At 67.2% G+C, this 341-nt stretch carries 1 pseudogene; it reads left to right on the forward strand.

The annotated features are described in order from the left end of the window. Window positions 1-341 (forward strand): annotated as a pseudogene (pdxT, locus tag QZ271_RS14430) (pyridoxal 5'-phosphate synthase glutaminase subunit PdxT); the annotation flags it as partial.

Below are 341 nucleotides of genomic sequence, written 5' to 3' on the forward strand. Positions count from 1 at the left end.
GGGCGATCATGCTGGCGCGTGAAGTCACGGGAACCTCGCCCAACCTGCCGGAGCAGCGGAGCCTGGGCCTGCTGGACATCACCGTCCGGCGCAACGCCTTCGGACGGCAGATCGACTCGTTCAATGTGCCTCTGGCGGTAGCTGGCCTGGAAGGGACCTTCCCCGCGACCTTCATTCGCGCCCCCGTGTTCGAGCGAGTGGGCGCCGGGGTAGAGGTGCTCGCCACACACGATGAGCGCCTGGTGCTGGTCAGGCAGGGCCGCGTGCTGGCCTCCGCCTTTCACCCGGAGCTGACCGAGGACACGCGGCTGCACGAGCTTTTTCTTGGCATGGTCGGTTCT

The sequence above is a fragment of the Deinococcus sp. genome, assembly GCF_018260555.1.
Taxonomy (GTDB): domain Bacteria; phylum Deinococcota; class Deinococci; order Deinococcales; family Deinococcaceae; genus Deinococcus.